The 23278-nt window shown below is 62.0% G+C and carries 20 protein-coding genes and 1 pseudogene; 17 read left to right on the plus strand and 4 right to left on the minus strand.

Annotated features, from left to right (window positions below):
* Window positions 1–131 precede the first annotated feature (131 nt).
* The 12 genes from ANTHELSMS3_RS10850 (at window position 132) to ANTHELSMS3_RS10905 (ending at window position 13475) form a co-directional block, all read left to right on the plus strand.
* Window positions 132–2039: a TadE/TadG family type IV pilus assembly protein gene (locus ANTHELSMS3_RS10850; protein ID WP_094034880.1), complete on the plus strand. Its 1908-nt coding sequence runs from the start codon at window positions 132–134 to the stop codon at window positions 2037–2039.
* Window positions 2036–2572 (plus strand): TadE/TadG family type IV pilus assembly protein, encoded by a 537-nt coding sequence (locus ANTHELSMS3_RS10855; RefSeq protein WP_094034881.1) that lies wholly within the window; start codon window positions 2036–2038, stop codon window positions 2570–2572. The genes ANTHELSMS3_RS10850 and ANTHELSMS3_RS10855 overlap by 4 nt, the downstream gene beginning before the upstream one ends.
* A 5-nt stretch (window positions 2573–2577) precedes the next feature.
* The gene (locus tag ANTHELSMS3_RS10860; protein WP_254694903.1) at window positions 2578–3138 is read left to right on the plus strand and encodes a TadE/TadG family type IV pilus assembly protein; all 561 of its coding nucleotides are present in this window, start codon (window positions 2578–2580) and stop codon (window positions 3136–3138) included.
* A gap of 108 nt (window positions 3139–3246) precedes the next feature.
* A complete protein-coding gene (locus ANTHELSMS3_RS10865; RefSeq protein WP_094034882.1) occupies window positions 3247–4500 on the plus strand; it encodes a sarcosine oxidase subunit beta family protein in 1254 nt (417 codons plus the stop codon).
* Between the two features lie 108 nt (window positions 4501–4608).
* Entirely contained in the window at window positions 4609–4875 is a 267-nt protein-coding gene (locus ANTHELSMS3_RS10870) for a sarcosine oxidase subunit delta (protein WP_094034883.1), read from the plus strand.
* Window positions 4865–7801: a sarcosine oxidase subunit alpha family protein gene (locus tag ANTHELSMS3_RS10875; protein ID WP_094034884.1), complete on the plus strand. Its 2937-nt coding sequence runs from the start codon at window positions 4865–4867 to the stop codon at window positions 7799–7801. Before ANTHELSMS3_RS10870 ends, ANTHELSMS3_RS10875 begins: the two co-directional genes overlap by 11 nt.
* Window positions 7794–8345, plus strand: a complete 552-nt coding sequence (locus tag ANTHELSMS3_RS10880) for a sarcosine oxidase subunit gamma (RefSeq protein WP_254694904.1) — start codon at window positions 7794–7796, stop codon at window positions 8343–8345. The genes ANTHELSMS3_RS10875 and ANTHELSMS3_RS10880 overlap by 8 nt, the downstream gene beginning before the upstream one ends.
* 42 nt (window positions 8346–8387) lie before the next feature.
* Window positions 8388–8663 carry a hypothetical protein gene (locus tag ANTHELSMS3_RS10885; protein WP_094034886.1) on the plus strand — a complete coding sequence of 92 codons (276 nt, stop codon included), beginning with the start codon at window positions 8388–8390 and terminating at the stop codon, window positions 8661–8663.
* An 82-nt stretch (window positions 8664–8745) separates the two neighbouring features.
* A complete protein-coding gene (gene dnaG, locus ANTHELSMS3_RS10890) occupies window positions 8746–10710 on the plus strand; it encodes a DNA primase (protein WP_094034887.1) in 1965 nt (654 codons plus the stop codon).
* A 123-nt stretch (window positions 10711–10833) separates the two neighbouring features.
* Window positions 10834–12825, plus strand: a complete 1992-nt coding sequence (gene rpoD / locus ANTHELSMS3_RS10895) for an RNA polymerase sigma factor RpoD (protein WP_094034888.1) — start codon at window positions 10834–10836, stop codon at window positions 12823–12825.
* A gap of 3 nt (window positions 12826–12828) precedes the next feature.
* Window positions 12829–13113, plus strand: a complete 285-nt coding sequence (locus ANTHELSMS3_RS10900; RefSeq protein ID WP_094034889.1) for an HlyU family transcriptional regulator — start codon at window positions 12829–12831, stop codon at window positions 13111–13113.
* Between the two features lie 44 nt (window positions 13114–13157).
* The gene (locus ANTHELSMS3_RS10905; RefSeq protein ID WP_094037063.1) at window positions 13158–13475 is read left to right on the plus strand and encodes a DUF1294 domain-containing protein; all 318 of its coding nucleotides are present in this window, start codon (window positions 13158–13160) and stop codon (window positions 13473–13475) included.
* 52 nt (window positions 13476–13527) lie between these two features.
* On the opposite strand, the gene yghX is transcribed toward ANTHELSMS3_RS10905, so the two are convergent.
* Window positions 13528–14433, minus strand: coding sequence for a YghX family hydrolase (gene yghX, locus ANTHELSMS3_RS10910; protein WP_094034890.1), 906 nt, complete (start codon window positions 14431–14433; stop codon window positions 13528–13530).
* Window positions 14434–14523: 90 nt separating this feature from the next.
* Between yghX and ANTHELSMS3_RS10915 the strand changes: the two genes are divergently transcribed.
* The 5 genes from ANTHELSMS3_RS10915 (at window position 14524) to ribD (ending at window position 19031) form a co-directional block, all read left to right on the plus strand.
* Window positions 14524–14946 carry a secondary thiamine-phosphate synthase enzyme YjbQ gene (locus tag ANTHELSMS3_RS10915; RefSeq protein WP_094034891.1) on the plus strand — a complete coding sequence of 141 codons (423 nt, stop codon included), beginning with the start codon at window positions 14524–14526 and terminating at the stop codon, window positions 14944–14946.
* A gap of 91 nt (window positions 14947–15037) precedes the next feature.
* Window positions 15038–15790 carry a DUF1353 domain-containing protein gene (locus ANTHELSMS3_RS10920; RefSeq protein ID WP_094034892.1) on the plus strand — a complete coding sequence of 251 codons (753 nt, stop codon included), beginning with the start codon at window positions 15038–15040 and terminating at the stop codon, window positions 15788–15790.
* Window positions 15787–17331 (plus strand): peptidase M20, encoded by a 1545-nt coding sequence (locus tag ANTHELSMS3_RS10925; protein WP_094034893.1) that lies wholly within the window; start codon window positions 15787–15789, stop codon window positions 17329–17331. The genes ANTHELSMS3_RS10920 and ANTHELSMS3_RS10925 overlap by 4 nt, the downstream gene beginning before the upstream one ends.
* Window positions 17332–17463: 132 nt before the next feature.
* The gene (gene nrdR / locus ANTHELSMS3_RS10930) at window positions 17464–17931 is read left to right on the plus strand and encodes a transcriptional regulator NrdR (RefSeq protein WP_094034894.1); all 468 of its coding nucleotides are present in this window, start codon (window positions 17464–17466) and stop codon (window positions 17929–17931) included.
* A 20-nt stretch (window positions 17932–17951) separates the two neighbouring features.
* Window positions 17952–19031, plus strand: a complete 1080-nt coding sequence (gene ribD, locus ANTHELSMS3_RS10935) for a bifunctional diaminohydroxyphosphoribosylaminopyrimidine deaminase/5-amino-6-(5-phosphoribosylamino)uracil reductase RibD (protein ID WP_094034895.1) — start codon at window positions 17952–17954, stop codon at window positions 19029–19031.
* A gap of 124 nt (window positions 19032–19155) precedes the next feature.
* Here ribD and ANTHELSMS3_RS10940 read toward each other — a convergent pair whose 3' ends face one another.
* From ANTHELSMS3_RS10940 to ANTHELSMS3_RS10950, 3 genes and pseudogenes are all read right to left on the minus strand, one after another.
* Entirely contained in the window at window positions 19156–21114 is a 1959-nt protein-coding gene (locus ANTHELSMS3_RS10940) for a capsular polysaccharide biosynthesis protein (RefSeq protein ID WP_254694905.1), read from the minus strand.
* A gap of 84 nt (window positions 21115–21198) precedes the next feature.
* Window positions 21199–21984: pseudogene (locus ANTHELSMS3_RS10945) on the minus strand (polysaccharide biosynthesis/export family protein); the annotation flags it as partial.
* A gap of 32 nt (window positions 21985–22016) precedes the next feature.
* On the minus strand, window positions 22017–23267 hold the full coding sequence (locus tag ANTHELSMS3_RS10950; protein WP_094033518.1) for an IS256 family transposase: 1251 nt from the start codon (window positions 23265–23267) through the stop codon (window positions 22017–22019).
* Between the last annotated feature and the right edge of the window lie 11 nt (window positions 23268–23278).

Genomic DNA, 23278 nt, shown 5'->3' on the forward strand with positions numbered 1-23278 from the left:
TAAAGGGTATGTTAATTCATATCAAATCTTGAATAAGTCCCGAGTCTCGCCCGAATTTGCCGCAAAAACGGCCCAATTGTTAACCATTGCTTACTTCCGCCAAAACAGTCTTATTCGATGGGAGTGCAACTATGAACAGCCGCAAGATGCTAAGGTCGAAGCTGGTGCGCTTCCGGACCCGGGACGACGGCAACATCACTATCTTCTCTGTCATGATGGCCCTTTTGATCCTGGTTATATCCGGGGCAGCGGTGGACATCATGCGATTTGAGGCCACACGGGCCGTCCTGCAGACCAATATGGACCGCGCCGTTCTTGCGGCGGCGGATCTTGATCAGGTGCAGACATCGGATGCGGTCGTCGCCGACTACATGGCCAAAGCCGGGATGGACCATGTCCTGTCCGGTTCGCAAATTACGCATGGTGCGAACCACCGGACGGTCAGGGCCTGGGGCGAAACAACGATCCCGACCTTTTTCCTGAAAATGAGCGGCTATGACGAATTGACCCCACCCGCCGTCAGCGTGGCCGAGGAAATGATTTCTAACGTTGAAATCAGCCTCGTGCTCGATATTTCAGGCTCCATGCGGTACAACGACCGCATGACAAAGCTGAAGCCGGCGGCGCAGGCCTTTGTCTCCAAAGTCATGACCGACCAGACAGAAGGCGTGACCACCCTGAACCTTGTTCCCTTTGCGGGGCAGGTGAACCCGGGCGACATCCTGTTTGACTACTTCCGCGGCGAACGCCCGAAGCAAAAGCAGAACAACGGCTGGGGCAACGGCGATCAGGACGCGCCCGGCAATTCGCTGTGCAACAACAATGCCGAAAACTACGACGAAGGACTGGCTGACCCCTCTTGTTCCGATGGCTCTGACCCGACGTCTGTGGCGAATGGCCATTTCCCGACCTGGGGCAACGACATCTCGAACATCGTGCTCTACTTCGACACCGATGGTGACGACATCTACAACCGCGCCCACAAGATCGAGGATTTCCCCGACGACGGGCCGCGCGATGCCGACGATTTCTTCAAGGGTGCGGTCGCCTACATGATCGCACACGACAACCAAATCACTGATCCAAGCCAGTTCCTGGGTATCTCGATCAAAGGCGGCAAAGAAAAGACGCGCTATTTCCAGGTCAAGGGCGACCAGAACGGCACCGAGTCCGATCTTGGCCCGACCAAGAACAATGGCAAGATCCCCGGCGACACATTCGATTACGGTGATATCGACTATGACGCGTGGGAGGCTAGCTATGTGTCGCCGAACCCCGAGCCGGACCCGGATGCGGAAACGACGGAACCTGATCCGGTCAACATCAACATGCCAGGGTCCTGCATCGAGATCTATAACGCTGAGTTCGACACCACCGAGATGCCGCAGTCGGATGACTATGTCCCGCATTTCATGTTCTGGCCGATCGAGACCTCTGTGATGGACTGGGGCTGGTGCCCGGGTGAAGACACTGCAATCCAGTACTATTCCGACGACAAGGACTCTTTGATCCAGTTCATCGGTGACATGCGGATGCACGATGGTACCGGCACGCAGTACGGCATGAAGTACGGTCTTGCGCTGCTGGATCCGAACAACCGGGACGAGGTGAGCCACCTTATTGCCAACGGTCTTGTGGCATCGCGTTTCGAGGGCCGCCCGATCGACTGGCACGACCCCGAGACCGAGAAATATATCGTGCTGATGACGGATGGGCAGACCACGGACCAATTCCGCCCGAACGATCCGCGCGATCCGCTGAACGGCGAGACCGAACTTCAGGTCCAGGGCGGCGGCAGCTACTACACCCTGACGTCGCAGTCGACCAACGTGACCAACCTGCAAAAGCAATGCAACCTGGCCAAGGCCAATGGCGTGACTGTCTTTACCATTGCCTTCGAGACCAGCAGTTCGGCCGCGGACGACATGCGCCAGTGCGCCTCTTCGGACAGTCACTTCTTCTACGTCTACGGAGACGAAATCGAAGATACGTTTGACACAATCGCCCGCCAGATCAACAACCTGAGGCTGATCCAATGACAAATCGCCTGAACGCTTTCCTGAACAGGTTCCGCCGTGAAGAAGACGGGACAGCCACGATCGAATTCGCAGTCTACTTTACGATCTTCTTCTTCATTCTCGCGGCTGCAGTCGAGATGGGATACATGAACCTGCGCCACGCGCTGCTGGAACGGGGGGTGGATCTTGCAACCCGCGAAATCCGCCTCAACACCGGCGACATCCCGACCTACGAGGAAGTGCGGCAGAAGATCTGCGATGAGGCTGTGATCGTCGACGGCTGCGCCGACAACCTCCGGCTGGAAATGCTAGAGGTCGATCCGCGCAACTTTGCCGCCATTCCGCCGGGGGCCGATTGCAAGAACGCCGAGGAAGAGCCGCGCCCACTGCGCAGTTTTGTGGCCGGTCTGGACAACCAGTTGATGCTGGTCCGTGCCTGCCTGAAATACAAGCCCGCCATGCCGACCACCTCCTTTGGTCTGGCATTGAACAAGGACGCGCAGGGCTATGCCCAGATTGTCGTCACGTCCGCCTTTGTCCAGGAACCGAGGTAAGCGCCATGACATTTCCCAAGATCCAATCCCACCTGAGCCGCTTTGCCGAAGATACCAAAGGCAACATCGCAATCGAAAGCCTGATCTGGTTGCCGTTCATCCTGTTCCTGCTGGCGGCCACGTTCTCGCTGCATGACGCGTTCCGCTACAAGGCGCTGAACGTCAAGGCAGCCTACACGATCTCGGACGCGATCTCACGCGAGACGGACCCGATTGACGGCACCTATCTGGACGGCATGGTCGAACTGTTGGACTTTCTGGTCCGGCCGGGCGGCGAGTCGTCGCTGCGGGTGACACTGGTGCGTTACAACGGCAATACGTCCAGCTATGAATCCGAATGGTCACGGACGCGAGGCGGTCTGGGTGAGTTGCAAAGCGCGCAACTGTCTCAGATGCACGACAAGTTGCCGACCATGTTGCACAATGAACGTGTGATCGTTGTCGAAACTGAGACAAATTACGCGCCGCCGTTCGCTATTCCGGGTCTCACCGGGGCGGGACTGTTCTACAACTACGGCTTTACCCGCCCACGTTTCGCGCCCAAGATCGTGTGGAGCGACAGTTAAGCACAACATTGCTGCAACTGCACAAAAACGTCATGTCCTGTCGCTTGGGGGAATTGATCCCGGGCGGCAGGACTGCTTTTGTGCATCCCGGTTCACTTGGAGGGGGCGATGCGCTTTTCCGGACTCAGAGTTCTTGCTGAAGGGCTTACAGGAAATCGCGGCTGGAAGCCGCACTGGCGCGACCCGGCGCCTAAGGCAGAGTATGACGCCATCATCATTGGTGGTGGTGGGCATGGTTTGGCCACGGCTTTCTACCTTGCCAAGGAGCACGGGCTGACCAACATCGCCGTGTTGGAAAAGGGCTATCTGGGCGGCGGCAACGTCGGTCGGAACACGACCATCGTGCGCGCCAACTATGGGCTGCCCGGCAATTCTGAATTCTATTCCCATTCCCTGAAGCTGTGGGAAGGGATGGAACAAGAGCTGAACTTTAACACGATGATGAGCCAGCGCGGCGTGCTGAACCTGTTTCATTCGGACGGGCAGCGGGATGCCTATGCCCGGCGCGGCAATGCAATGCGCAATCAAGGCGACGATGCCGAGTTGCTGAATGCCGAAACTGTGCGCGAGATGGTGCCCTTTCTGGATTTCGACAACGGGCGCTTTCCGATCTACGGCGGGCTGTTGCAGCGGCGTGGCGGCACCGCACGGCATGACGCGGTTGCCTGGGGCTATGCGCGGGGCGCGGACCAGCGCGGCGTCGATCTGATTCAGAACTGCGAAGTGACCGGCATCGACATCGAAGGCGGTAAAGTGACCGGGGTGCAGACCTCTCGAGGGGCCATCCGGGCCAAGAAGGTGGGCATTGTTGTCGCCGGCCGTTCCGGGCAGGTGGCGGGGCTGGCCGGGATGCGTCTGCCGATCGAATCCCATGTGTTGCAGGCCTTTGTCACCGAGGGGCTGAAGCCCTGCATCGACAACGTCGTGACCTATGGCATGGGGCATTTCTACATCAGCCAGTCCGACAAGGGCGGGCTGGTCTTTGGCGGCGATCTGGATTTCTACGCCTCATATGCGGCGCGCGGCAACCTGCCGATGGCGGAGCATGTAATGGAGGCGGCCATGACACTGATGCCGATGATCGGCAAGGCGCGGGTGCTGCGCAGTTGGGGCGGCATCATGGACATGTCGCCGGACGGTTCTCCGATCATCGACAAAACCGGGATCGAGGGGCTCTATCTGAACTGCGGCTGGTGTTACGGCGGCTTTAAGGCGGTGCCGGGATCGGGCTATTCCTTTGCGCATTTGCTGGCCACGGACCGCCACCATGAGCCTGCTGCGCGGTTCCGGCTGGACCGGTTCACCACTGGCCACGGGTTGATGGATGAGGAGGGAACCGGTGCGCAACACAACCTCCACTGATGCCGTTCGTCTGCAAGACATGTGCATGCAATCTGCATGGGATCTGCGCGCTGTTTGTGCGGCGTGCTTGCCGGGTTGCGAACCTGGATTGCTACGAGGTGTAAAAACATGCGGCTGACCTGTCCGATTTGCGGGCCGCGCGACCGGCGCGAGTTTTACTATCAGGGTGACGCGATGATGCTGGACCGTCCGGATGCCGACGCCGCGCCGCAGGTTTGGGCCGATTGGCTGCATCTGCGCGACAACCCGGCGGGCCGCACGCGCGAACTATGGTATCACGAGGCGGGCTGCTCCGCGTGGTTGGCAGTGGAACGCGATACCGTCACGCATGAGATTTTTGCGGTCGAACTGGTGGAGAGCGCAGATGCGGATTGACGGCAAAGGCCGGGTGGATCGTAGTCGCCGGCTAAGCTTTTCCTTCGACGGCAAGCCCTACACCGGGTTTGCGGGCGATACGCTGGCCTCTGCTCTGTTGGGCGCGGATGTGCGTCTGATGGGGCGCAGTTTCAAATACCACCGTCCGCGCGGGCCTGTGACTGCCGGGTCCGAAGAACCCAACGCGCTGGTGACTGTGACGCGGGACGGGGATACCGATCCCAACATCCGTGCCACGGTGCAGGAGATTTACAGCGGGCTGGAGGTGGTTAGTCAGAACCGCTGGCCTTCGCTGGATGTGGACCTGCTTAGCGTGAACAACCTGGCCGCGCCGTTCTTTGGCGCGGGGTTCTACTACAAGACCTTCATGTGGCCCAAAAGTTTCTGGGAAAAGCTGTATGAGCCGATGATCCGCCGGGCGGCGGGTCTGGGCGCGCTGTCGGGCAAGTCCAACGCCGAACGCTATGAAAAGGCCTATGCCTTTTGCGACGTGCTGGTGATTGGCGGCGGGCCTGCCGGATTGATGGCGGCCCATGCCGCCAGCCGGACCGGAGCCGAGGTGATCCTGTGCGACGAGGGGTTCGATTGCGGCGGGCGACTGGCGTCCGAAGAGGAAGAGGTGGACTGTCAGCCGGGCCATGCATGGGCGCATGCCATGGCGGCGGAACTGGCGACTCTGCCGAATGTGCGCTTGATGCCACGCACCACGGTTACGGGGGCCTATGACGGCGGCACCTATGGCGCGCTGGAACGCGTGACGCATCATCTCGCCAATCCGGGCGACGCTCCGGTGGAATGTTTCTGGCGGATCGCTGCGAAACGCACGGTGCTGTGCGCCGGTGCGATGGAGCGACACATCGCGTTCCGCGACAACGACCGCCCCGGCGTGATGATGGCGGGCGCGCTGCGCAGCTATCTCAATCGGTGGGGGGTGGTGCCGGGGCAGCGGGTGGCGGTCTTTGGCAACAATGATGATGCGCACCGGACGGCGCGTGACATGCAAGCGGCGGGTGTCAAGGTTGAGGCGCTGGTGGATAGCCGTCATGACGCGCAGAACCTTGCGGGCGACGTGCCGTTTTTCCCCGGTTGGCAAGTGTCCCGCGCGCTTGGCGGCAAGGGGCTGGAGGCGATTGACCTGACGGGGCCGCAAGGTGCGCTGAAACGCCTGCAGGTCGACGCGCTGGGCGTGTCCGGAGGGTGGAACCCGTCGGTGCATCTGACCTGCCACCTGAACGGGCGTCCGGTCTGGAACGATCAGATCGCCGCATTCGTGCCGCGCGATGGAGCTGTGCCGGACATGAGTGTTGCGGGTTCTGCGCGCGGCACTTTCTCAACCACAGGCTGCTTGCGCGAAGGCGCAGAGGCGGGGTTCGAAGCGGCCACTGCGCTGGGCTTCAGCGGAGCGATGCCGGTGATCCCCGAGGCCGAAAATGCGGCTTACCGCGTGCGGCGGCTGTGGGCGGTGGCGGGCAAGGGGCGTGCTTGGCTGGATTTCCAGAACGATGTGACCGTGAAGGACGTCAAACAGGCCGCGACCGAGAATTACAAAAGCGTCGAGCATATGAAGCGCTACACGACGCAGGGCATGGCCACGGATCAGGGCAAAAGCTCGAACGTGTCGGCCTTGGCGGTTCTGGCCGATGCCACGGGCCGCGACATTCCCGAGACCGGCACAACCACCTTTCGCCCGCCTTATGTGCCTGTACCGATTGCAGTGATGGGGGCGGGGGCGCAGGGCGCAGGTTTTGCCCCACAACGCTATACCACCTCGCATGAGGGCAGTGTGGCGCGTGGTGCGCCGATGGTTGAGGCGGGGCTGTGGTATCGGCCCTCGTATTTTCCCAAACCGGGCGAAACCACTTGGCGCGAAAGCTGTGACCGTGAGGTCCGGATGGTGCGGGAAGCGGTTGGCGTCTGCGATGTGTCGACCCTTGGCAAGATCGATTTGCAGGGCCGCGATGTCGGCGCGTTCCTCGATTTTGTCTACTCCAACACCTTCTCGACGCTGAAGCCGGGGCGGGTGCGCTATGGGCTGATGCTGCGCGAAGACGGGCATGTCATGGATGATGGCACCACGGCGCGGCTGTCTGACACCCAGTGGGTCATGACGACGACAACCGCAGCGGCGGGGCCGGTGATGAAGCACCTCGACTGGGTGCGGCAGGCCTATTGCAGCCACATGGATGTGCGGTTCGTATCCGTCACCGAGCAATGGGCGCAGTTTGCGGTTGCCGGACCTAAATCTCGTGAGTTGTTGAACGCGCTGCTGGATCAGCCCATCGACGACGACAGCTTTCCGTTTATGCAGAACGGGCCGGTTAGCATCGGCGGTATTGCGGCGCGGCTGTTCCGCATCTCTTTTTCGGGCGAGCATGCCTATGAAATCGCGGTGCCTGCGCGCTATGGTGCCAGCCTCTTTGAGGTGTTGCTGGGCCGGGCCGAGGCGCTGGGCGGTGGTCCCTACGGGATGGAGGCTCTGAACGTTATGCGGATCGAGAAAGGGCATATCACCCATGCCGAGATTCACGGCCGCACAACCGCCTTTGACATCGGCTTTGCGCGGATGGTGTCGGCCAAGAAGGACTGTATCGGTAAGGCGCTGGCGGCCCGGCCCGGCATGGTGGCCGAGGAACGAGAGCAATTGGTTGGCTTGCGGCCCGAGACCGTGGGCAACACCCTGACCGCAGGGGCGCATCTGTTCGACGAGGGGGCCGAGGCGGTGCGGGTCAACGATCAGGGCTATATCACCTCGGTCGGTTTTTCGCCGACGCTGGGCACCTTTCTGGGTCTGGGTTTTCTGCGCAATGGGCGTGCGCGCCATGGCGAAAAGGTGCGGATGGTCGATCACCTGCGTGGGGTCGAAGAGGTCTGTGTTGTGACCGACCCGGTGGCGTTTGATGCGGATGGAGGACGGTTGCGTGGTTGAATTGACAGCTTTGACACCCTGCAACGGGATTTTGCCGATACAAACGGGGGAGACGACCCTGAGCGAGGTCGATCCGGGCCGGATCACCGCATTGATGCCGTTCAAGGGGCAGTCCGCGGATCTGACGACCGCGTTGCAGGCGGCGCATGGCCTGCGCTTTCCAGAACCGGGGCAAACCACCGTGGCCGAGGGCGCATCCTGTGTCTGGACGGCGCGGGGACAGGCCTTTTTGATGGGTCCGGCGCCGGATGACAGCCTAGCGCGCTTTGCCTCTGTGACAGATCAGTCGGACGCCTGGACGGTCGTTTTGTTGGCGGGTCTGGATGCCGAGGACGTGCTGGCGCGGCTTGTCCCGATTGATCTGCGCCTGTCGGCCTTCCCCGAAGGGGCGGCGGCGCGGACGTTGTGCCAGCATATGACGGTTCACATCAGTCGGCGGGCGGAGGGGCTGCAACTGATGGCGTTCCGGTCGATGGCGCGGACTCTTGCCCATGACATCGGTGAGGCCATGGCCTCGGTTGCCGGGAGGCGTGCGGCGGGCTAAATGGCCCTCTTGCCGCAGGTGAGCCAGAGGAGAGTGAGTGTCATGCGTGTGTTGGCAATGATCGCTGTGATCGGAATGACGGCATCCGGCTCTGTGGCGCAGGATGTCGATAAATGTGCCCTGACGGAAACATGGTTCAACGCCGCCGTGCAGGCGCGGCTGGACGGTGACACCATCGGCACGGTGCGCCGCGCGTTGCGCAAGGATATGGACCGGACGGCCGCCGAACAATTGGCCGAGTTCGTCTTTGCCCTACCCGAAGAGGCGCTGACGCCCGAGGTGGCCAAGGCCGCCCGCACCCAGTGTGAGGCGCTCTGATTCACAGCAGGACGGGACTGTTCGTCTGTCACGCGGTTGACGGCCTCTTGGCATTGGCGCCGCAAAGCCCGATATTGGCTGCATGAGTCTCCCCCCCGGTTTTCTGGATGAACTGCGCAATCGCTCCAGCCTCGCACAGGTGGTGGGGCGCAAAGTGCTGTGGGACAACCGGAAATCCAATCAGGGCAAGGGCGACCTGTGGGCGCCGTGCCCGTTTCATCATGAAAAGACCGCGTCCTTTCACGTCGATGACCGCAAGGGGTATTATTACTGCTTTGGCTGCCACGCCAAAGGCGATGCGATTTCCTTTGTGCGCGAGACGGAAAACGTGAGCTTCATGGAAGCGATCGAGATTCTGGCACAAGAGGCGGGCATGGAAGTGCCCAAGGAAGATCCTCGCGCGCAACAAAAGGCGGACCGCCGGACGCAACTGGTCGAAGTCATGGAACAGGCTGTCGGGTTCTTTCGCCTGCAACTGAAGACGGGGGCAGGGGCCGAGGCGCGCGCCTATCTGGCGCGGCGCGGTCTGGATGAGGCGGCGCTGGAACGCTGGGAAATCGGTTTTGCCCCGCCGGGTTGGGAAAACCTGCGAGAGGCCTTGGCGGGGCGGGGCGTGTCGCCCGACCTGATGCTGGCCGCCGGACTGGTCAAAGCGTCGGACAAGGGGCGCGCGCCCTATGATGTGTTCCGCAACCGAATCATGTTTCCGATCCGTGATGCGCGCGGCCGGGCGATTGCCTTTGGCGGGCGGGCGATGGACCCGGATGACAACGCCAAATACCTGAATTCTCCGGAAACCGAACTGTTCGACAAGTCGCGCAACCTGTTCAATTTCAAACCCGCGCGCGAGGCATCGGGACGGGGGCAGACCCTGATCGTCGGTGAGGGCTACATGGATGTGATCGCGCTGTCCGAAGCCGGGTTCACGGCCTCTGTCGCGCCGCTGGGCACTGCGGTGACTGAGTCGCAGTTGCAATTGATGTGGCGCGTTTCGGATGAACCGGTGATTGCGCTGGACGGCGACAAGGCCGGGTTGAAGGCTGCCTACCGGGTGATCGACGTCGCCCTGCCGCTGTTGGAGGCGGGCAAAGGCCTGCGCTTTGCCATCATGCCAGAGGGCAAAGACCCGGACGATCTGTTGCGGGCCGAGGGGCCGGAGGCCGTCAAGACGGTGTTGGATGCGGCGATGCCCATGGTGCAACTGCTGTGGCGGCAAGAGACCGAGGGTTTGGTGCTGGACAGCCCGGAACGCAAGGCGGCGCTGGACAAGGCTCTGCGCGCGCGGATCGGCAAGATCCAAGACCCCAGCCTGCGTCATCACTATGGCGAGGCGATCAAGGAACTGCGGTTTCAGGCCTTTCGCGCGCAACGCCCGCAGCAGGCCCCACGCCAACAGCAGGCCTATCGCGGCAAGGGGTTCAAACCTTTTCAGCCTCCAGCAGTGCCAACGGCTGGGGCAAAGGCGTCATTCCTCGCCTCGTCCGGTGAAGATGGGGAGCGCCGCTTGCGGTTGGAGGTGATCCTGGCCGCCGTTCTGTCTGCGCCGGGCATCGCCGAGGGGTTCGAGACGGAGTTAGAGGACATGCCCTGCGCCGACGGGACGCTGGCGGCCTTGCGGGACGCGATTCTCGACAGTATCGCCGAACCAGAGACGATGACCCGGCGCGCAGAGGCGGTGATCGGGGCGGAAGCCCTTGAAAATCTTTTGATGGGACGCCATGTGGCGGTGGTGCCCTGTATTCGCACGCCCGGAAATGCCGACCAAGCGCGGCTGACCGTGGCAGAGGAACTGGCGAAGCTCGCCGCCGCCGACGGGTGGCAAGTAGAACTGAACGAAGCCGTGGAGGACCTGGCCGACCATGCTGATGAGGCGCTGACATGGCGTCTTGCAGAGGCCGCAAGGGTTCGCGCGCAGGCGGGTCGCCGCCGGGATGAAGATGATGCCGAATATGACGTGGGGCCAAACGGGGCCCCGATTGACCGTGAGGAACGCAGCGCGTTCGATTCGCTCCTGTCGCAGATTCGATTCGACAAGGGCCGAAAATGAGCGTCGTATTGGTGACGAACTGGTAAACAAATAAGGTTAAACGGGTGTGCGAATCACTTTATCGCGTTATTGAGACGTTTCAACGAATCGCCCCGTTCCCGAGCCCCCCATCAGGAGAGCCGCATGGCAGCCAAGGACAATGAAGACGTCAAGTCCGAAGACCAGGAAGAGGATGCCGGCCTCGACATGAGCCAGGCGGCGGTCAAAAAGATGATCGCCGAGGCGCGTGAACGCGGCTACATCACCTACGATCAGCTCAACCAGGTGCTTCCCCCGGATCAGGTCTCCTCGGACCAGATCGAGGACGTGATGTCCATGCTGTCCGAAATGGGCATCCAGATCACCGAAGAGGAAGAGCAGGAAGACGACGACAGCAAGGGCTCGACCGATCTGGTCGAAACCAAAAAGCCTGGCGAAGTCACCTTGGCCGGGTCTGGAAACGAAAAGCTGGACCGCACCGATGACCCGGTGCGCATGTACCTGCGCGAGATGGGCAGCGTCGAACTGCTGAGCCGCGAGGGCGAAATCGCCATCGCTAAGCGGATCGAGGCCGGTCGCAACACCATGATCCTCGGGCTGTGCGAAAGCCCGCTGACCTTTCAGGCGATCACGATCTGGCGCGAGGAATTGCTGTCCGAGGACATCCTGCTGCGCGACGTGATCGACCTTGAGACCACGTTTTCTGGCCAGATGGGTGAGGACGGCGAACTGGGTGAGCCGGTGGTTGACGCCACCGCCAATGTCGACGCCGCCGCCAAACCGAAAAGCGATGAGCCGGAATACGACGCCGACGGCAATCCCATCGCCAAGGACGACGACGACGACGAGGACGACGAACAGGCGAACATGTCGCTTGCCGCGATGGAAGCCGCGCTCAAGCCGCGCGTGTTGGAAACGCTGGACCGGATCGCGCAGGACTATGAGCAACTGGCCGAAATGCAGGACAGCCGGATCTCGGCGACCCTGAATGAGGACGGGTCTTTCTCTGCGGGCGATGAGGCACTGTATCAAAAGCTGCGCTCTGAGATCGTTGAGCTGGTGAATGAGCTTCACCTGCACAACAACCGGATCGAGGCGTTGATCGACCAGCTTTACGGCATCAACAAGCGGATCATGTCCATCGACAGCGCCATGGTGAAGCTGGCCGATCAGGCCCGCATCAACCGCCGTGAGTTCATCGAAGAGTACCGCAACCACGAGCTGGACCCCAACTGGCTGGAGCGGATGGGCGAAAAGTCCGGACGCGGCTGGCAGATGTTCGTCGAACGCTCGACCGACAAGGTCGAAGAGCTGCGCGCCGACATGGCGCAGGTCGGCCAGTACGTCGGTCTGGATATTTCCGAATTCCGCCGCATCGTGAACCAGGTCCAGAAGGGTGAGAAAGAAGCCCGTCAGGCGAAAAAGGAAATGGTCGAGGCCAACCTGCGTCTGGTGATCTCGATCGCCAAGAAATACACCAATCGCGGGCTGCAATTCCTTGATCTTATTCAGGAAGGCAACATCGGCCTGATGAAGGCCGTGGACAAGTTCGAGTATCGTCGGGGGTACAAGTTCTCGACCTACGCAACGTGGTGGATCCGTCAGGCGATCACCCGGTCGATTGCCGATCAGGCGCGCACGATCCGTATTCCGGTCCACATGATCGAGACGATCAACAAACTGGTCCGCACCGGTCGCCAGATGCTGCACGAAATCGGACGTGAACCGACACCAGAGGAATTGGCAGAAAAGCTGCAGATGCCTTTGGAGAAGGTGCGCAAGGTGATGAAGATCGCCAAGGAGCCGATCTCTCTCGAAACGCCCATCGGCGACGAGGAAGACAGCCAGCTTGGCGATTTCATCGAAGACAAGAACGCGATCCTGCCGCTGGATTCCGCCATTCAGGAAAACCTGAAGGAGACGACGACCCGCGTTCTGTCCTCGCTGACGCCGCGTGAGGAACGGGTGCTGCGGATGCGTTTCGGCATCGGCATGAACACCGACCACACGCTGGAAGAGGTGGGTCAGCAGTTCAGCGTGACCCGCGAACGGATCCGCCAGATCGAGGCCAAGGCGCTGCGCAAGCTCAAGCACCCCAGCCGCTCGCGCAAGTTGCGTTCGTTCCTGGATCAATAAGCGATGTCGTTGTTGAAACGTCTTTTCGGGGGTGGCGGCGCGGATAAGACGCCCGCCGCCCCTGCTGCTGCCATCGACTACGAAGGCTACAGGATCATCCCGCAGCCGTCGCCCGAGGGTGGTCAGTACCGCATCGGTGCGCTGATTGAGGGTGAAGTGAACGGCGAGACCAAGAGCCATCACCTGATCCGCGCGGACCTGATCCGGGATGCGGATGAGGCTGCGGATGCGTCGATCCGCAAAGCCAAGCAGATGATCGACCAGATGGGCGCCCGCCTGTTCGACTGAACAGCGATTGGCCCCCGATGATATTTGCGGACATGACGGACCGGATGGTCCTTAGCCTGGGCTTTTTCGGGCTTGCCATCTTGGTTAACCTGCTGGCCTTTGCCTTGTTTGGTCTGGACAAGCGGCGCGCGCGCCGGAGGCAATGGCGGGTTCCAGAACGCAACCTGTTGACCCTTGCTGTGCTGGGCGGGTCGGTCGGTGCCAAGATCGGCCAGCGTGTCTTTCGTCACAAGACGAGCAAGCAGCCGTTTGCCGGGATATTGAACGCGATCTGTCTGATGCAGGTGGTTGCCGCCGTGGCCATGATGATCCCCACCAGCCGCGAGTGGATTTTGTCCGGCGTGTCGTTTCTTTCGAGGTGATCCGGATGTGATGGGTGCGGGACGCGCGGTTGACCAGCGCGCCCCGACTGGCTCAGGTCAGGTGCTCGTTGAAAAACGCAATTGTGCGCTCCCATGCGAGTTCTGCAGCCGCCTCATCGTAGCGGGGGGTGCTGTCGTTGTGGAAACCGTGGTTCACGCCGGGATAGATATGCGCGGTGTAGGTCTTGCCGTGCTCTTTCAGCGCGGCCTCATAGGCGGGCCAACCTTCGTTGATGCGCTCATCCAGTTCTGCGTATTGCAACAGCAAGGGTGCCTGAATTTTCGGCACGTCCTCGACGCTGGCCTGTCGGCCATAGAACGGGACAGAGGCCCCCAGTTCGGGATAGGCCACCGCCAGCGCGTTGCACACGCCGCCGCCATAGCAGAACCCGACGCAGCCGACCTTACCCGTGGTGTCCGCGTGATCGGCAAGGAATTCATAGGCGGCGAAGAAGTCGTTCATCAGCTTTACGCCATCGACGGTTTGCTGCAGGTCGCGCCCGTCCGCGTCGTTGCCGGGATAGCCGCCGACGCTGGTCAGACCGTCCGGGGCCAATGCGATGAACCCGGCCTTGGCAGCACGGCGTGCCACGTCCTCAATATAGGGGTTCAGGCCGCGGTTCTCATGTACGACCACGATTGCCGGCAGCGGGCCGGTGGCATTTGCGGGTCGCACCAGATATCCCCGGACGCTGCCGTGCCCGTTGGGAGAGGGGTATTCGATATAGTCCGCAACGATTTCGGGATCGTTAAAGCTGACCTGTTCGGCCATGGCATAGTTCGGTGACAGCATGTTCAGCAGGGCAAGTGCGGTCAGGCCGCCAACGGCAAATTTGCCTGCCTGATCCAGAAACTCGCGCTTTGTGATGCGCCCGTGCGCGTAAAAATCATACAGATCCAATAGATCCTGGTCAAAATCAGCCGCCGTCATGCGGCGTTGCGGGGTCTGGTCGTTCATCTGTAGGCTCCCTGAAATCCGCCTCGGTCCGTTGCGGCGCCGAAGTTCGGGTGCCAAAAGGATAGCCATGATTTGACGCGAGGGAAGAGGGTGCCGAATAACGTTTTCACGATCAGCACGCGCGGGCCGGGCCTGTATGAGATTACCGCTGAGGTGAGGGCGTGGGTTGCGCAGGCCGGGTTGGCTGACGGGCTGTGCGCCTTGTTCGTCCGCCATACCTCGGCCAGTCTGGTTGTTCAGGAGAATGCCGACCCGGACGTGCGCCGCGATCTGGAGGCGTTCTTTGCTCGGCTGGTGCCCGATGCGGATGCACCAGAGATGGCCTATCTGACCCACCGCTATGAGGGGCCTGATGACATGCCCGCCCATATCAAGGCGGCGCTGTTGCCGGTCAGCCTATCGATCCCGATAGTGAATGGCCGGCTGGCGCTGGGCACATGGCAGGGGATCTATCTGTTCGAACATCGCAGCGCGCCGCATCGCCGCGACGTGGTGTGCCATCTTTCCGGGTGAGGAATTCCGCCATTGTTCCGACCCGCCGGACTGATAGGGTCAGCGCCATAACTGCCAAGCTTTTCAAACCGTTTGTTTCGGGAATGAACACATGTCACGCATGACCAAAGGTCGGGCGTTTTTCGCCGTTGGTCTCCTGCTCGTCGCGGGCGGAGCGGGGGCGGTGATCGGCCTGCCGGAATATCTGGCCCGCCAGAGCGGCGTGGCCTCGACCTGTCTGGACGTCGAAGACCGCGCGCGGTTCTGCCGCTTTATCGGCGGCCCACTGCAGATGTCCGGTGAACCGGTGTTCATGGAGAATTTCCACCACGCCTTTCTGCCGACGCTGGCCAAGATCGATTTCATCGACGCCACCGGTGACAGATGGACCGCGCCGCCGAACACGCTGACTGATGGGGCCACGATCCCGGTGATCTTTGCGCCGCTGATCGGGGATCGCCAAAGCCGCGAGTACCTGATGGCGGCGGCGTTGCACGATGCCTATTGCGGTGTCGGGAACGAAGGGCTGGCCACGTTCCGGACCCGGTCGTGGCGCGAGGTGCACCGCATGTTCTTTGAGGCGTTGCTGGTCAACGGCACACCGCCCAAAAAGGCCAAGATCATGTATGCCGCCGTCTTTCTGGGCGGCCCCCGCTGGGATGAACCAGAGCGGTCGCTGAGCCACCTGCCAGAGGCAGTCTTGCGGCAGGAAATGGAATGGTGTCTGAAATGGATCGAACTGACCGATCCTACGCCAGACGAAATCGAACAATGGATGGAAGAGCGGGAAAAGGCGCTGTTGTCTGGTGAACCGCAGGCCATTCCCGACTATCTTCGTGATGCCAAGGACCCGAGAAACCTGTGACCAAAGCCATTGACGCCGCCGATGCCTGGATCGCGGACCATGCCGGGGATCTCTCCGACTGGTGTGCGCAGATTTTCGACTATGCGGAACCCGCGTGGCGCGAATACCGATCAGCGGCGTGGTACGTCGAGCGACTTCGCGCTGAGGGGTTTGAGGTAGAAGAGGGCTCTGGCGGGATGCCAACGGCGTTTTGCGCCCGCTGGCAGCAGGGGGAGGGGCCGATGGTCGGCATGTATGCCGAATACGACGCCGTCCCGGCCAATTGTCAGGCACCTGTGCCTTTTGAGGCCCCGCGCGCCGGGCTGGGCTCGCTTGCCGCCGGCCACACCGATCCGCATTCGGCCTTGGGTATGGGCGCACTGGCTGGCGTTCTGGCCACCAAGGCCGCGATGCAGGCGCAGGGCATCCCCGGCGGATTGCAGATCACCGGAGAGCCCGCGGAAAAGATCCGAGGCTCAAAGCCGATCCACGCCGCCGCCGGGTATTATGACGGGCTGGCGGCGATGCTGTCATGGCACCCGTTCTACATGCTTCCGCTGTGCAACACCGTGCGCTGGGACACCCATTGCGGCGCGGCCTACAGCTTTGTCTATCGGTTTCGGTGTGAGGTGCCGCAGGACTGGATGCGGGGCGGGAACGGCGCGCCGCCGATCCCGCAAAGCCATTCGGACGTGCGTGCGCCCGGGGCCAATGATGCACTGATTACAATGTACCAGCTGGGGCGGTCCCTGCGGGAGTCGATGCTGCCGCATCGCGGCGGCTGGTCCGTGTCAGAGGCGATCCTGTCCACCGGGCAGGCTAGCGCCGACAATCTGCCCGCTCGGCAGGCCGATCTGCAATACATGATCCGCGTGCCCGATCTGGACATGGCCGAACAGATCTCTGCGCAACTGGACCGGCTGGCAGAGAATGTGGCCCAGATGACCGGCTGTACGGTCGAAAAGATATGGGTCAGCAAATCCCGCCCTGGACTGCCCAATCATGCGCTGGCCAACCTTGCGTGGGAAGCTCTGCAGGAGGTCGGCGCGCCGGAGTATGGTTCTCGGGCGCTGGGTCTGGCCCGGCAGGTGCAGGCGGCCTGTGGGCAGGATCGTACGGACGATCCGCTGATCCCCGAATGCACCCGTCTGATCGCGCCGCAAGAGGCAGAGGCGATCCTGCGCCGCGATCTGCCGCCAGCCCAGCTAAACAGCACCTCGGATGACTATACCGACATGTGTTGGCATGCGCCCACGGCGCGGATTTACATCGCGCGCCCGGCGCTGCGTGGGGGGCCATATCCACCTTGGGCGATGAACGCGCAGGGGGGAATCCCTGAACTGATTGACCCAACCGTTGTGACCGCCGGTCGCGTTCTGTCGCGTACTGCGTTGCGATTGCTCACCGATTCCGGCGCACGCGACACCGCAGCCAAGGAGTTCACCCGCCGCCGCGCCGCCAATCCGATCCCGCCCTTGGCCGATTATCCGCCCGCGGTAGATTTGCCTTGGCCCGAATATGTTACCACCGCACGCGGGCGGCATTGGCACATTCCGGGCTGAACGCGCCTTATCTAGCGGCGGCAAATCACCACTACCCAAATTCTGGCGGCTCCCCTATACTGACTGTGGATAAGTGGGGGCCAACCCCATGACCAGAGGCAGGATCATCAAGAAAAACGAGGGGATGGGCCTATGCGCTGCCCGTTTTGCGGAAATATCGACACCCAGGTGAAGGACTCTCGCCCGGCCGAGGACCATGTATCGATCCGGAGGCGCCGGTTTTGTCCGGCGTGCGGCGGGCGGTTCACCACCTACGAACGCGTGCAGTTGCGCGACCTTGTCGTCATCAAGACGAGCGGTCGGCGCGAAGATTTTGACCGGGACAAGCTGGAACGCTCTATTCGCATGGCGTTGCAGAAACGCCCGCTGGACCCGGAACGCATTGACCAGATGATCTCTGGCATTGTGCGGCGACTGGAAAGTATGGGCGAGACGGACATTCCGTCCAAGATGATCGGTGAGATTGTCATGGAAACGCTGTCGCGGATCGACACTGTGGCCTATGTTCGCTTCGCCAGCGTCTATAAGAACTTTCAGGCGGCCGACGATTTCGACAAGTTTGTCAGCGAGTTGCGTCCCGAAGGTCAGGTCGAAAAGTGACATCGAACGACCGACGCCACATGGCCCACGCGCTTGGGTTGGGTCGGCGTGGCATGGGGCAATGTTGGCCGAACCCGGCGGTCGGCTGTGTCATCGTCCGCGATGGCCGTGTGGTCGGTCGCGGGTGGACGCAGCCGGGCGGGCGACCACATGCGGAAACCGTGGCGCTGGAGCAGGCTGGAGAGGCCGCGCGCGGAGCCACCGCCTATGTCACGCTGGAGCCTTGTGCGCATCACGGTAAGACGCCGCCTTGTTGCGAGGCGCTGGTGGCAGCGGGGATCGCCCGCGTCGTCGCGCCTATTGCCGACAGCGATCCCAGGGTCGACGGCCAAGGCTTTGACTACCTTCGCAAAAATGGGGTTGATGTCACAACCGGTATCGGCGCTGAACAGGCGCTGTTGGATCATGCCGGGTTCTTTTTGCGCCTCTCTCAGGGGCGGCCTTGGGTCACGCTTAAACTTGCCATGACGCTGGACGGGCGGATCGCCACGGCCACCGGCGAAAGCCAGTGGATCACCGGACCCGCTGCGCGGCGCGCAGTGCATGGTCTGCGCGCCACGCATGATGCGGTTATGGTCGGGGCAGGGACAGCGCGGGCCGATGATCCGCAGCTGACGGTGCGCGGTTTTGGCGACCGCCAACAGCCTGTACGTATTGTCGTGTCGCGCCTGATCGACGTTCCTTTGATGAGTTATCTGGCGCAAAGCGCCAGAGATGTGCCGCTGTGGTTTTGTCACGGCCCCGAGGCGCGCAGCGAGTTGCGCTCTGCCTGGGACGGGATCGGTGCACGACTTCTGTCCTGCCAGATCTCTGGTGGGCGCATAGATCCCCATGCGATGCTGCGCACCCTCGGCGCCGAGGGGCTTACTCGGGTGTTCTGTGAAGGCGGCGGGCAATTGGCCGGATCGTTGCTGATGCATGACCTCGTGGATGAACTGCACGTCTTTTCTGCTGGTATGGCACTGGGCGCGGAGGGCCATCCAGGGATCGGAGCGCTGGGCGTGGCGCGCCTTGACGAAGCCCCCCGGTTTCAGCTTGTGGATGTAATGTCCGAGGGTGCGGACATCCATCACGTTTGGCGTCGGCGGCTGGACGGCTAAACCAGCACGTTAACAAATGGTTAACAGAGCCATTTGCGTGGCTGACCATGCGTCTGCGTCTTGTGGATATATCTGGAAATAACTTTTAGATCAGGTTGATGGACCAATGAGCTGCCATGGGACGTTAACGGCGCCAAAGATGGGCCCGGCTGGCCAGCGCGCCTTGTAGTTTTGCCAGTCCTCGGTTGAGAGGGCCGGGCGACGGAATCCTGCCGGATTTCAAACGGCTGACGACCGTTTCGACCGAACAAGGTGAAGATGTCGTAGGGTCGAAATAGCGGGGATAGTCAATCAGAGTGGCGTGGGCCAATGCGTCCAGAGTTGGGCGCGGGCCATGCAACCTGCGGGCGGGCACCGGCGCCAGATCGCGCGTCAGACCCCACCCCGCGTAAAACGGCGCGCCCAGCGTCACCACACGACATCCGCGCATCAACGCCTCGAACCCGGTGAGTGAGGTCATGGTCCAGACCTCATCGACCTCTCGCAACAGCGCGCCGATATCGCAGTTTGACAGCACGGCATCGGCCCAACGATCGGGATCGTCGACCTTGCCGGACCGCAATCCGGCTTCGACGTCGGGATGGGGTTTCCAAAGGATCACGGAGTCGGGGTTTTCGGCCCGGACACGGGCCAGAAGATCCGCGTTTCGACCCATAGTAGGGCTGCCTGTGAGGATCGACGCGTCATCCTCGACCTGTCCGGGGACAAGAATGCGATGCCCGGGCGGGAGAGTTGGCGGATCTCCGGAAAGATTGTATTTGGATAAGCCGCCGGCCACCAGTGCCCGAACAAGGCTGTGGATACGTTGGGTTTGGTCCGGTCTCATCTTTGACGCTCGGCGCTGAATCCACGTCTCAAGCGCCGATGTGCGGGTCGGATCGTAGTAAATTCCCGCATCATCCAGCACCAAAGAGAGCGGCGGCACCAAATCAGCGCCCAAACCGCGTGATCTGAGGAATCCATCTTCTACCCGCACCGTTTCGCCCTGTGCCTTGCCCGCCCAACACATCTGTCGGCGAGCCTCGGCCCGCGCGATGTCCCCAGCTTTACCCACATCATCTTCAAAGCGCAGGCGCTTTTGCTGGCCAAAGAATTTCTGCAACGGGGCTCTTTTCCACAGCCGCATCCCCGAGGCGACCCAACCGGCTCGATCCTCGCGCCATGCGCGTGCGCGGGCCTCCAGCGCGCCCAGAATATCCTCAATGTCGCACAGGGTGTCGCTGTGCGGATCGTACCAACGCGGATAGAGGATCATCGCACCCGCGCAAAGCTGCGCCCGGGTCAGGGGGCGGGTCCGGCGGGCGATGACGTCTTCGTCCTCTGTAAGCCCCCATCCGGCGTAGAAGGGCAGGCCAAACACCCGAGGACGGTGCCCGGCCATGATCGCCTCAAACCCCATCTGCGAGGAGACGGTGTACACCGCCGTCGCGCCCCCCAATAGCAACCAAGGTGAGGCTGGCCCGTCATAGAGCGACACGGTCTCGCCAGTGTCGGCATCGGTGAAGTGGCCATCGCGATAGCCTGCGCCTGTTTCCGGGTGTGTTTTCAGTACGATGCGCGCGCCGGGGTTCTCCTCACGCGCGACAAACAGCATCTCCAGAAACCGCGACCGATCCGCGCCACTGGCCCGCACAGAGGCATCGCCACGGGTCTGGTCTATGACCAGAACATAGCCGGGCTCGGGCACATCGACGTCCAGCCGGGTGGCGGAATACTTGCTCAGATGCGCCTCTTGCATCCGGGCTGCAACACCGCGCGCACGGTCCAGCAGCGCGGTATCGTCCAGCGGATGCGTGTTCAGAAGCGTCTCAAGGTCGGACGGCGCGCGCCCGTCGAAATGCACGCCCGTGTGGTCGATCAACAGCCCCAGAGGCGGCTCTCCGGCGCGCCCCGGGTGCAAAGAGCGCAGAAAGGCGTCCTCGACCCGCACCAGCCCCGCGCCGGTCTTTGCGGCCATAGCCTCCCCCCGGTGGGCATAGGGGGACTGGCCCCAGACACCGATCAGGTCGCCAGCGCCGGGACGTCCCAAAGACACGCGGTAGCCCGCCAGCGACAGAATTCGCCGCAGCCTGCGCTGCCACACAAACCCGCCGTTGTAGACAAAAAAACGCCGGGGGTCGTGGCCCCCGGCGTTACCTGTCTTTTCACCCGATCCCTGCAAGGGAGGTCAGCCCCCGGTCAGCGTGTCGGCGGCAGAGGTGATTGTGGTCACCGCGCCCAAAGTGCCGGTAAACGAGGCGATGACCTTGTTCCACTGGGTAAAGGGTGCTTCGGTCACATACAGCGTGTCCTGATCGCGGATGACGAAATCGCGCGCCATAAACATGCCGTTGGGCTCTGTCAGGTCCAGCACATAGACCATCCGCTGTGCGCCGATTAGATCGTCGCGGCCCAGCACCTGATTGGCGATCTCTGCCGGTTCATTGCGCAGCACAAACACGCCGGTCGGATCGGCAGAGGCGGACAGCAATCCGCCGACCTGCGCGATGGCCTCAACCGCCGAGATAACCTGTGTTTCAAACGGCACGCGGGCCTGTGTGCCGGTCGCGCCCAAGGCGGTGAAAGAGCGGGTGTCTTCCTCGACCAGAACCCGGTCGCCGCCGCGCAGGGCGATGTCGAACTTGGGGTTCTCGTAGAGGTCCTGGAACCAGATCTTGCCCTTTTGGTCGCCGCGCAGGACTGTCACCTGCGCGATTTCCGGCTGGATCGTGATGCCACCTGCGCGCGCCAGCATGGCCGACAAGGTGCGGGTGGGGCGCTCGATCGCAAAGACGCCCTGACTGCCGACCGCGCCGACAAGGCTCACGGTGGATCCGTCACCCGCCAGACGCCGCACCTCGACCTGCGGGTCGGGTGTCTGGTCTTCGAGGCGTTCGGTGATGATCTGGCGAATGCGCTCTGGCGTGTTGCCCGCCGCGCGGATGCGGCCTGCGTAGGGGACAAAGACAAAGCCCGGAGATATGCGCAGAAGTTGGTGACGCGTGATCAGGCGGCGTTTTGAAGTTGGCGGACGCCGTCGCGGAACTCAACCCCGCTGATGACCTCCGGGAGGCGATTCCGCCCGTCGAGTTTTCGCCATTTCGTCTGAGCAGACATCATCAGCCGGAAAGCCATGGCGAGCCCAGTCTTGCGGCTGAGGCAGCCCTTGGTGCGTTTCGTCCTGTGTCTGACGGTGGCGAACGTGCTCTCGATCGGATTTGACGTCCGGATGTGTTTCCAGTGTTCGGCCGGGTAGTCGTAGAAGGTCAGTAGTGCATCCCGATCCTTGACCAACTTGGCGACTGCCTTGTCCCATTTCACGCCGTAGGCATCGACGAAGAAGTCGAAGGCGGCCGACGCCGCGGCTCGGGTTTCGGCCTGCCAGATGTCGTGCAGGTGCGCCTTGGCCTTGGCTTGCACCGATTTCGGCAGCGCGTTGAGCACGTTCATGGTTTTGTGGAGCCAGCACCGCTGCTCCTGTGTCGAGGGGAAGACCTCGCGCAGTGCCGCCCAGAACCCCAGGGCGCCGTCGCCTATGGCGAGCTTGGGATCCTGCTTCAGTCCGCGGCGTTTGAGATCGAGCAGAACCTCGCGCCAACTCTGAGTGCTTTCGCGGAAGCCGTCGGTCATGGCCAGCAGCTCCTTGCGGCCGTATTCATCCGCACCCACGATCACCAAAACGCATTGTTTTTCCTCGGCCCTTCGCGGCTTGAAATAGACGCCGTCGGCCCAGATGTAGAGAAACCGCCGGGTGCCGAGGTCACGCTTTTCCCAGGCCTCGTACTCGGACCACCAGTCCGCTTTCAGCCGCGTGATCGTAGTGGCCGAGAGGCCCTTGGCGTGTGGCCCCAGCAGGGCGGCAAGCGCCTCACTGAAATCGCCGGTGGACACGCCCTTCAGGTAAAGCCAGGGCAGCAGCTCTTCGACCGACTTTGCCTTGCGCAGATACCGCGGCAGGATGCTGGGCGTGAACGCGATCTTGTCCGTGCCCGGCTTGCGGTCCCGCACACGCGGCACCGTCACGGCAACAGGCCCGACACCGGTCAAAATCTCACGCTCGGGCAGGTGCCCATGACGAACCAGTCTTGCGCGACCATCCTCAAGCTTGTGATCGGCAAAGGCGCCAAGCAGCGTGGACAGTTCCGCCTCAATCGCCTGCTCGATCAGCTTGCGCGCGCCGTCCCGGATGAGGTCGGTCAGCGGGTCCGGCGAAATCCCGGATGGATCAGATAGCTGGGTGATGGTATTCTCTTGCATGTGGCATATCC

The organism is Antarctobacter heliothermus (assembly GCF_002237555.1).
Lineage (GTDB): Bacteria > Pseudomonadota > Alphaproteobacteria > Rhodobacterales > Rhodobacteraceae > Antarctobacter > Antarctobacter heliothermus_B.